Below are 10,591 nucleotides of genomic sequence, written 5' to 3'. Positions count from 1 at the left end.
CATTCCGAAGGAGTGAATGACATGAATATGCGAGCTACAAAAAGAACTATTTTACAAAAATCACTGGTCCTGCTGGCTTTAACCGGGCTTTTGAGTTGGCAAACATCGGTCAGTGCCGAGGATTTGCTGGTTGTGGTTGAGCGCAGCAAGGGCGCTGAATTGTCAGGTGACGATAATAAACTATCAGCTCAAGAGACTATGCAAGTAGCTGCCAAAGGCCGGGTTTGGGCTGTGAAGAAAGACACGGAGACATCTTACAATTTGATTTGTATGAACCAAACTGATGCCCCTTTAACTCTGAGCTACAGCGAGCAACAGCGTCCCTGGCTTGCCGATACCAATGCCAGTTGTAGCGCCAGCAATGACAGTGTTTATAGTTGTAAAAATGAAGCTCAAAACACCACTTTGATGTGCCGCACCCAGGAAGTGGCTAAACGCGGTAATGGCATCGGCATCACCGATATGACGGCGGTCGCGTTGCGTTCACTGGACAATTCCGACGAAGCCTTTTATCGCATTGCCAATAGCGTGATGGAGCAGCACAAATTACATTTTGACTTGTGCCAGGATATGCACGGCAACCACAGCAAAGGCGGCCTCTCTTTTGTCATTCAGGCCAGTGGTGAAATCGCAAATGTAGCGGTTATCAAAGAAGGCGAGCTGGCCACCCCATCGCGCACCAATGATTACGCCGAATGTATGGCGCAAGCCATTGAGTTATGGCGCTTCCCTACCCTCGACTATATCTATGAGATGGAATACGCCTTTGTAAATTAAATCAATCCTCCTGAGGGGCAGGATACGAATTATTACAAAGTATTCTGTCCGTCACCTTGCACGATCGCCCCGTAGCTGCAATAAATTAAGAAACATATCAGCACCGCTTACACATGAATATTCGTAGCACTTTGTTATTGTTTATCCTATTGGGTTGCCTCATTTCCACCAGCAAAGCACAAATACTTGATGGTCGTCATTTACAGTCTCTTGCTAACACTGACACCTTCGAAGTTAAAAACCAAAAACAGTCTTATACCAATTAGTAATAATATTTGCTCTACTCAGTGGGAATTGAAACGCATTTAGACAAGGCGGATGTTTGCAGGTCTAGTGGGCCTAAATCAAAAACATCCAACACCGTATAAATGCGTTTCAAACCCATCAAAGACGCGCCTCAGGAACATTATTTCTTTGTTGCGCGAAGTTCATAAGACCACCAGTATTCTTTCATTCGCACGCCTCGAACTAATGCTCCTGAGACTGCGCTGAGCGATCACATATTAATACTAATTGGTATTACTACATTTACGTGCAAGTACCACATAACCGGGAACAGGATAAACACTATCCGGTGATCTATTTATTGGATGGCGGTATTACTTTTCCCATGCTCAGTGCTCACGCCCATTTATTGCAAGCCTTAGAAGAGCTGCCAGAATTGATTATTGTGGGCATCAGCTATGGCACAAATGATTGGCGTAAGGGCAATGCTCGCAGCCACGACTTCACCCTGCCTTCAGAGGATGAGAATCGAAAACACTGGGGCGGTGCAGCTGAGTTTGCCCGCTTTCTGACACAAAAATTAATACCGCTAATAGCTCAAAAATACCCCACAGATGAAGCAAAGCGCCTGTTATTCGGCAATTCATTGGGTGGTCAATTTGGCCTTTATCTCGCCACTTACAAACCTGAACTTTTTCACGGCATCATAGCTAATAATCCTGCCATCCATACCAATACGGAACACTTCCTACGATTACCTGAATCACTTTCCTTTGAAGGGAAAGTTAAGTTATTTATAGGGGCAGCGGAGCACGACGCAGCGCGTTTTGCAGCCCCAAGGAAGGTTTGGCAGTCATACTGGCATGAGAATTCACATCCCAATTGGCAGTTAAAACTCCAGCCGATGCCTGGCCACAGCCACGTCTCTTCCATTCCCGATGCGTTTCGTCAAGGAGTGGCCTGGATACTGTCCACTAAAAGCTAAATCCCCACCTTAAAACCGCAAAAGGTCTATATTTAACATTCTGTTAAAGGATCATTGTTACAATTCCTGTTAGAATTCGCGGCATTTTTCAACAATTGAGCACACTATGTTTGATTTGATAACTAATAAAGACAGTAACGTTAAGAACGACGTCTTATCCGGTATTACTGTCGCACTGGCTTTGGTGCCAGAAGCGGTGGCTTTCGCCTTTGTAGCAGGTGTGGAGCCCATGGTGGGCTTGTATGCCGCCTTTATGATGGGCTTGATCACTTCTGCCATTGGCGGTCGCCCGGGCATGATTTCTGGTGCCACCGGCGCAATGGCCGTGGTCATGGTGAGTTTGGTAGCCATGCACGGCGTGCAGTACCTGTTTGTGGCGGTGATATTGGCCGGTCTGCTGCAGTTAATGGCCGGGATATTTAAGCTGGGTAAATTTATCCGGCTGGTGCCCTACCCTGTGATGTTAGGCTTTGTTAATGGCCTGGCTATCGTGATCTTTTTAGCTCAGCTGGGGCAATTCAAAGTACTGGATACCTCTGGTATTCAGGTTTGGATGCAAGGCCAGATGCTGTATCTAATGCTGGGGTTAACCGCCCTTACCATGGCGATTATCTTCTTTTTGCCTAAGCTTACCTCAGCAGTACCTGCGTCACTGGTAGCCATCTTAACGGTAACCGCACTGGTACATGGTTTAGACTTGGAAGCCCGCACCGTTATTGATTTTGTGAAAGACATGGTGCCTGCAGAGCAGCGCGATACGGTGACCCTTGCTGGAGAATTACCCAGCTTTGCTATCCCGGCAGTGCCTTTTACGCTGGAAACACTGTATATCGTATTGCCCACCTCGATTATTTTGGCCTTGGTCGGTTTGATTGAATCACTACTGACGTTATCCCTCATTGATGACCTTACCGATACACGCGGCAAAGGTAATCGCGAATGTATCGGTCAGGGTGTAGCCAATACCGTTAATGGTTTCTTCGGTGGTATGGGTGGTTGTGCCATGATTGGTCAAAGTATGATCAACATCAACTCAGGCGGTCGTGGTCGTTTATCTGGTATCACTGCCGCACTAGTGCTGTTGGCCTTTATCCTGTTCGCTGCGCCGCTAATTGAAATGATCCCACTGGCAGCCTTGGTGGGCGTCATGTTTATGGTGGTCATTGGTACATTTGAGTGGGCCAGCTTTAAAATTATTCGCGGCGTAAACAAAGAGGATGCTTTTGTACTGTTCGCCGTAACCGCCATCACGGTGTATGCCGATCTGGCTATCGCGGTAATTGTCGGCGTAATTATGTCTGCATTGGTGTTCGCCTGGAAACACGCCACCCATATTGTGGCCAAAACCCACACCGATAAAGATGGTTGGAAAATCTATGAGGTAGAAGGCCCCTTGTTCTTCGGCTCGGTACTGCACTTCAAAGATTTATTCGATCCAAACAATGATCCACAAGACGTTGTGATTGATTTTAATAACTCTCGTATCTGGGATTCTTCAGGTCTGGATGCCATTGATAATCTGGCGGATAAATATCGTCAGGCCGGTAAAAAGCTGCATATCCGTCACATCAGTGAGGAGTGTCGCGACTTACTTACCAAAGCGCAAGAATACGTTGAAATCAATGTGGCTGAAGATCCGCGTTACCACGTGGCATCTGATAAGCTAGCTTAACAGCAATTCGCTTTTATCCGAAAATGCAAACGCCAGTTCATCATTGAACTGGCGTTTTTCATTCCCAAACCTGAGTGGCCCACTGCAACCGAAAAACGTTCAACAACACAATGCTTTATCTGACTTGCTTTCCTTTAAATCCACTTGGCGTCATCCCCGTTTTACTTTTGAACATATAGGTAAATGCAGATGCTGAATCATAGCCCAGTTCATGAGCAACAACTGCAATGGCGCTGCCTTGAGTCAGTTTACGAATGGCAATTTGGATTGTGAGGCGTTGTCGCCACTCAGTGTAATGTAGCCCGGTCTCCTTTTTGAACAATCGAGATAAAGTGCGGCTGGATGCCCCAACAATTTCTCCCCACTGTTCTAAGCTGTCGTGATTTGACGGAGTTTGCTGAATGCAATTGAGTATCTTCACCAAACGCTTATCCGTGGGAAATGGCAACTGATATATGGCTGTGGGGGCCTTTGAGAGCCTTTGCAGTATTAGGCGCAGATGCAACCCCTGACTATCCTCCCATGAATAGTCGTCAGTGAAGTCTCTTGCTTCATAAATTAGCACTTTCAAGAATGGACTTATTTCCAGCACACCACATTCTTTTGGCATATCATTTAGCATCTCAGTGGCAATATAGAAGCTCACCAGAGAAACATTTGTCAAAGAGTGCACTTCATGATCCACGTGCGGTAACAACCATACACCTTGCTCGGGAGGCACAATGTAGCGGTTAAATGGTGTGTCAACCAACATAACCCCCTGACTAGCATAAACAAATTGCCCCCATTCGTGGCTGTGTTTTGCAATTTTAACGTTCTGTTGAATGTCTCGCCGAACAACCTTGATCGGCACATCTAGAGACCGCTCACTGGCTTGCGATGGTGGAAGTGAAACAACCGTTGTCATGATCTCAATATAACTTGTCTGGTTGTCGATACTCTACCAGTGTAAGTTCGCAATATCATGGTCACTTTTAAAATAGAGGAACACTGATGAGCATAGAATGGGTGCTAACTTTTCTCTTGTTGGGCAGCGTAGTTGGCTTTATAGCAGGTTTGTTGGGAGTGGGTGGCGGTGGAATTCTGGTTCCCGTATTAGCCAGTGTTTTAGCTTACCACGGTATCCCCGAACATCTGGTCATGCATGTGGCACTAGGTACGTCTATGGCTTGTATTGTCGTCACATCGTTTTCAAGTGCCTATGCTCATCACAAACACCAGGCGGTGAATTGGCCCATTGCAGGGTTAATGGCAACAGGCTGCATAATAGGTACCTTTGCTGCCACTTTCCTGGCAGCGCAATCGAATGCCGTTTACCTGACTCTATTTTTTGCGCTATTTATGTTTTATACCGCCTTGAAGATGCTATTCAAGGGCAGGGAACCAGCAATGATTAAGAGTAGTACCAAGACTAAAGCGGTCATCTGGTCTCTTATTATCGGCGCTATTTCCGCACTAGTTTCTATTGGTGGGGGCTCACTACTGGTGCCCTATTTAAATCGCCAGGGGATGAAAATGTCGGAGGCAGTGGGTACATCAGCGGCGATAGGTTTGGCCATTGCCTTAGCAGGCACTTTAGGATACTTATTCAATGGTTTAGGACAGACTTCAGCAGTTGCCAATACTTTCGGTTTTGTCTATCTCCCCGCCATGGTTTTAATCTCGACGGCGAGCGCTATCAGTGCGCCTTTCGGGGCAAAAGTATCACATAAGCTCCCGGTTACACTACTGAAGAAACTTTTCGCGCTACTGCTTTTAGCGTTGGGAATTAAAATGCTATGGGTTGTAATTTAAGTTTATCTGAGTGCTACATAATCTGATTAGTTTTTAAACTTTATACCGTTGGAATTCCTACGATAATGTCATTTCCCTGTGTCGGTCTTGATTGAGATATCTTTCCTCACCTTTCTCAGTCTTGATTAAAGCGCCAGGTCTTATCCTCAGCAAAAGAGGTCACACAGGTAATACGTCCCTCTTCTCTTAATTTGTCCGGTGATTTTAGCACCTGGTCGTAAATATCGGCTTCTATTAAGGATTGATTGGCGAAAATAGCCACCCAGGCATTGCGCCCATTGTTCTTGGCGGCATAGAGAGCACGGTCGGCGATATTAAGGCATTTCTGCCAGTTAATTTTGCTGAAGTCACCATTCACAAATGGCACAGTTACCAGACCAATGGAGCAGGTTTTTTGCAACACCAAATCCGCATCAATCGCAAATTCAAATTCCTGTACGCCTTTGCGCAAGCGCTCAGCGAGTTTCGCCAGTTGCCCTTCCTCTTCTATCTGAGCCACAACCACAAACTCTTCGCCGCCAAGGCGCACTACCCAGTCGGACTCGCGACACAATTTATGCAGCAGTTCCACAAATTGAATTAACAATTGATCACCAGCATCGTGGCCCCAGGTATCATTCACCGCTTTAAAATGATCGATGTCTAATAAAACAAAGCCCAGCTCTATTGGTGAGTTGTCGGCACGGGCGCGTTTTATGCGCGCCATCTCCACCGGCATAATGTTCTCCAGGAAGCGACGATTTTTGGCGCCGGTTAACTGGTCGGTGAGGCTAATGCGTTCAATCTCACTGAGTGCCGACTCTAATTTGCTATGGGATTCTGCATTGTCCAGAGCGATGGCCGCATAAGACGCCACTTTTTGCAGTACCTCGATATCGTTTTCGGTATAAGCGTTTTGCTTGGGACTCTGCAGGCTCAAACAACCTACCACCTTATCGTGTATCACCAAAGGCAAATACACGATGGATTCCATCGCCTCGCCAAATTTAGGCTGCTGAATTTCCGCAACATAATCCAAAAGTTCCAGGCGATTATTGGTCATTAACGACGCCTTATTCTGAACACACCAAACTGCCGGTCGGTTGAGCTCACTCAATTCATAGTCGAGAGATTGACAGCGGATGCCATCTTCTTTGAGGAACTGGATTTTAATCAGTTGCTTATCTTCATCCACAAACCCCATCAAAAACACCTGGGTATCGATAAGTTTAGAAACATGGCGATTGACCGCATTCATCACTTCCTCCAGATCCAACGACGAAGTAATGTCTTTGCCAATTTTACCCAGCAGTTCAATGTCGGCAGTACGCGAAGCCACCAGCTTATCCAAAGCTTTTTTCTGGCGATTTAAGATGGTAACTCGGTAACTGTAAAAACCAAATAACAGAACGGAGATTATAATCGCGGCAAAGGTTCTGAACCACCAGGTTTCATACCATGCCGGGCGCTGCAGTATATCCACGGTCACCATTTGGCTGCTCCAAATGCCTTCTTTATTGGTACCACGCACCTGCAATTGATATTCGCCGGGTTGCAAACGAGAGTAGGTAGCTCGGCGATTTCTGGCACTGGTATTAATCCAGTTGCTGTCATAACCCTGCATCTTGTATTGATATTGCAGTCGCTCAGAACCCGAATAGTCCAGCGCGGCAAACTCGATGTAGAAGCTTTCAACTTCAGGAGTGAGTACTAGTGGTTTGGCATCCGCTGGTGCGACTTTTTCACTATCACGAGCAATTGCAGTTACCACTAACCTGGGTTCAAAGGTCCAGGTTTCATATAACTCAGGCCGGATCAACAAAATGCCACGGGTACCGCCAAACATCAAAGTACCATCACGCAATTTGTGGTTGCTGCCAATCCACATATTGCCGACATCCCAACCGGCGGATTTATCGATGCGAGTCAGGGACCAATCTGAGGGGTCCACCACGCTATTTTTCACCCATAAACGTCCCGAATTATCTTCAAGTATATTGTTGCCTAACCCTTCGCCTGGCTGTCCTATTTTGGCAGCAATGGACTCAAACTCAGCCGTAACCTCACCTTGATTAATACCGGTTGCATCCCAAGCGGTTAATCTGTCGAACCCTAGGCTATTGGCGAAGTACAGGTGATTATCAGCGCTAATGTGAATATCGGTGATAAAATTATCGGCCAGACCTCTTCCCTTGGGACTGACCACCGGCACCACGGTCATAGTTTCTCGGTCGGCAATATATAGTCCTTGGTTTGTAGCAATCCAGCCCACTCCACCAAACACAACAATACTTTCGATGACTTTATCAAAGGCCTGCCCGCGCACATCCTGAAGCCTAAAGCTTTGCAGCGTTTCCGTTTGAGTATCCATTAAGCTCAAACCCGCATCAGTACCCACCCACAACCAGCGCTCTCCTTCTGCCAATAAAGTGCGCACTGTGTTGTCCGGTAATTCAGGGTGATCTACAAACTGACGAAAGCCATCCATCTCTGGTAAATACCTGAAAATACCGTGATCCAGCGTGGCAACCCAAATATCGCCTCCAGGCATCTGTTCGATACTGAACACGTAACCACCTTGCAACGCGAGTGGATCTGTTTGATCGGGGCGAAATCCCCGGATAACACCATGTTCAGGATTGATTACATCGATACCGTTAACGAAAGAACCGACCCAAATTTCACCGTTTTGCAGCTCTTTCATCGCTCGGATATCAGGGTGGGTCAGCGTATTGGTTTTCAAATGATTAGGCCTCAGGCTTCGGAAAGCTTTGTTGGCTGGATTAAAACGATTGAGTCCCCCACCCCAGGTACCTATCCAGATAAGTCCAGAGTCATCCTGCAAAAAGGCGCTGATATCATCCAGAGTCAGCGTGTTGGGAATACCCTCTTGTCGGCGGATGTGGCGTTTAACCTGAAGCGTTTTAGCATCAACCACGGCAATACCCGCTGTTGCTGTTGCCAACCAGACTTCATCGTCCACTTGCAGCATTTCATCTACCCAAGGAGCATTAACCTTGCTCGGGTCATCAGGATCGTATGGAATAGGAGTGACAGTGAGGCTGCCGGGCTGAATAACAGCCGCGCCAAAATTAGTGGTGCCTACCCAAATTTGTTTCAGGTAATCCACAGCAAGGTAATACACATTGTGCCCGTCAAACTCTGTCAGTTCAGTGCCTTGCCAAATTTGGCCAGCGTCGATAAATCCCGGCATATTCAGGCGGCATAAGCCATTTACAGTACCAATCCATAGGTTATTAGCTTCTGAGAATAAGGTATTCACTCGTCCTTTTGATAAAACATTCTCACAGCCACGCACCTGAACAATACCCAGTGAACGGCCATCTCTGGTGAAAATATTAATGCCTCCGCGAGTGCCCAAAAACACGTGCTCACCCACGGGTACGATTGCGCGCACATCATTATCAGCGAGACTCAGAGGATCTTCGCGATCGTGACTGTAAGAAGTGAAACTGTCCGTATCTGGATTATAAATAGATAGCCCATCGGAATAGGTGCCTACCCAGATTTGCTCACCAATTTCGGTGATGGACTGAATATAGCGGCCACTGATGGCATGCGGATTTTGTGGATCCGGCATATACTTTTTAAACTCATAGCCATCGTACCGCACAAGGCCACTTTGAGCCCCGAGCCAGATAAAACCACGCTGATCCTGAATAATGACCGTAATGACATCTATCCCGAGATCTTCCAGTTCTTCAAACGACTCGAAGTACCATTCTCCTAGTTCAAATAGTTCCGATGAAGAGTGGGCTTTGGGAGGGAGTCCAGGCAACAAAAAAAGCAACAAGAGGACCCAGCAAGGTAATCGCATATCAGGTTATTTACAGTGAATTCAGATTTCAAAGTTATAGCCTACATCAAATATTTCATTACGGAAAATTTGTCGTGCTTAGTGCGTGCATCATTTCACGAAGTTGCGCAAAACTATTTACTGCAATTCAATTAAAAACTCGAAAATCAAAGCATTTCGATTGGCTTATGACCTTTTAGATAGCCGACTTTTTCCCAATAAAAGTTTTACTTGCAATTTACGTAAGACATTACGTATTATTTTACGTAACACGTTACACAAAAGGTTATTTACGATGAAAACTATCGAAGAGTTAGGTGAACTGTTTCTCGGAACGCGTTTAAAAAGACTCAGCGATCATCTCTATGACGAAGTGGACAAGATCTACAAACGCCACGAGATAGCGCTTAGTTCTCGTATCACGGCCATTATTTTCTTGCTCTATCAAGATGGGGATGCTGCCATCACAGAAATCGCAGATGCCTTGGGCATCACTCATCCCGCCGTTAATCAAATGAGTAAAAAGCTCAGCCAGCAGGGGTACATCAATACCCGTCCTGATGACAAAGATGAGCGCCGACGCTTGCTGTCACTTACACCTGCTGGCAAAGAGCTGGTAGAGCAATTGGTGCCCATCTGGGAAAACCTGCAATACTGCCTGGATGACATGCTTAAAGCATCTGAGCATCAGCTACTACCTGCCGTATTAGACCTGGAGCACCAAAATCAACAGCTTTGTTTATCGGAACGGATTGTGGCCAGGGAAAAAATGCGTACCGCTAACGAGGTGGAAATATTTACATGGCAGCCAGAGTTTGCCGAAGATTTTAAGCGCCTGAATATCGAGTGGCTGGAGAAGTACTTCTATGTGGAAGAATACGACAATGAAGTCTTATCCAACCCGGAAAAATACATTTTAGCAGCGGGAGGCAATATTTATTTCGCCCGGTATCGCGGCGAAATCATCGGCACGGTAGCGTTAATGGTTCTACCAGAAGGCCGAATAGAGCTAACCAAAATGGCGGTCACCGAAAAATATCAGGGTTTGAAGGTAGGTCGTAAACTGATGGAATTTGCTATCGAACGGTTTAAAGCTTCAGACGGAAAAGTGTTATTTCTGGAATCCAATAAACGCCTGGTGCCCGCAGTCACCCTGTATGAAAAAATGGGCTTTGTGCACAAACCCAGCCCAAGCGATTCCCATTACCAACGGGCGGATGTGTATATGGAATACGGTGAACAAACCCACGTTTAAATTGAATCTAATGGATTCCGAGGATTTTAAGCCAACCAATAAGTAGCTCCAACCGATGAAAAACCAAACCGTGCATTTTTTAATGCA

General features: G+C 46.3%; 8 protein-coding genes. 6 read left to right on the top strand and 2 right to left on the bottom strand.

Going from position 1 to position 10,591, the window contains the following annotated elements; genetic code table 11:
• The first annotated feature begins 21 nt into the window (after positions 1-21).
• From ACXAGP_RS10325 to ACXAGP_RS10310, 4 genes are all read left to right on the top strand, one after another.
• Entirely contained in the window at positions 22-777 is a 756-nt protein-coding gene (locus ACXAGP_RS10325) for a hypothetical protein (RefSeq protein ID WP_475261235.1), read from the top strand.
• Positions 778-890: 113 nt separating this feature from the next.
• Entirely contained in the window at positions 891-1,043 is a 153-nt protein-coding gene (locus tag ACXAGP_RS10320) for a hypothetical protein (RefSeq protein WP_475261234.1), read from the top strand.
• 236 nt (positions 1,044-1,279) lie between these two features.
• Complete coding sequence (locus tag ACXAGP_RS10315; protein WP_475261549.1) at positions 1,280-1,987, top strand: alpha/beta hydrolase; 708 nt, start codon at positions 1,280-1,282, stop codon at positions 1,985-1,987.
• Positions 1,988-2,093: 106 nt separating this feature from the next.
• On the top strand, positions 2,094-3,659 hold the full coding sequence (locus tag ACXAGP_RS10310) for a SulP family inorganic anion transporter (RefSeq protein ID WP_475261233.1): 1,566 nt from the start codon (positions 2,094-2,096) through the stop codon (positions 3,657-3,659).
• A gap of 115 nt (positions 3,660-3,774) precedes the next feature.
• Here the strand turns inward: ACXAGP_RS10310 and ACXAGP_RS10305 are convergent, their stop codons facing one another.
• Entirely contained in the window at positions 3,775-4,566 is a 792-nt protein-coding gene (locus ACXAGP_RS10305) for an AraC family transcriptional regulator (RefSeq protein ID WP_475261232.1), read from the bottom strand.
• An 86-nt stretch (positions 4,567-4,652) separates the two neighbouring features.
• Here ACXAGP_RS10305 and ACXAGP_RS10300 point away from each other — a divergent pair, with 86 nt between their 5' ends.
• Positions 4,653-5,453 carry a sulfite exporter TauE/SafE family protein gene (locus ACXAGP_RS10300; RefSeq protein WP_475261231.1) on the top strand — a complete coding sequence of 267 codons (801 nt, stop codon included), beginning with the start codon at positions 4,653-4,655 and terminating at the stop codon, positions 5,451-5,453.
• Positions 5,454-5,568: 115 nt separating this feature from the next.
• On the opposite strand, the gene ACXAGP_RS10295 is transcribed toward ACXAGP_RS10300, so the two are convergent.
• Complete coding sequence (locus tag ACXAGP_RS10295; protein WP_475261230.1) at positions 5,569-9,231, bottom strand: diguanylate cyclase; 3,663 nt, start codon at positions 9,229-9,231, stop codon at positions 5,569-5,571.
• Between the two features lie 313 nt (positions 9,232-9,544).
• Between ACXAGP_RS10295 and ACXAGP_RS10290 the strand changes: the two genes are divergently transcribed.
• Entirely contained in the window at positions 9,545-10,504 is a 960-nt protein-coding gene (locus ACXAGP_RS10290; protein WP_475261228.1) for a bifunctional helix-turn-helix transcriptional regulator/GNAT family N-acetyltransferase, read from the top strand.
• Positions 10,505-10,591: the final 87 nt, after the last annotated feature.

Source organism: Planctobacterium sp. AWM4_229 (assembly GCF_056160305.1).
Note: the sequence above shows the minus strand (reverse complement) of the source record. Positions and strands in the feature narration are given on the sequence as shown.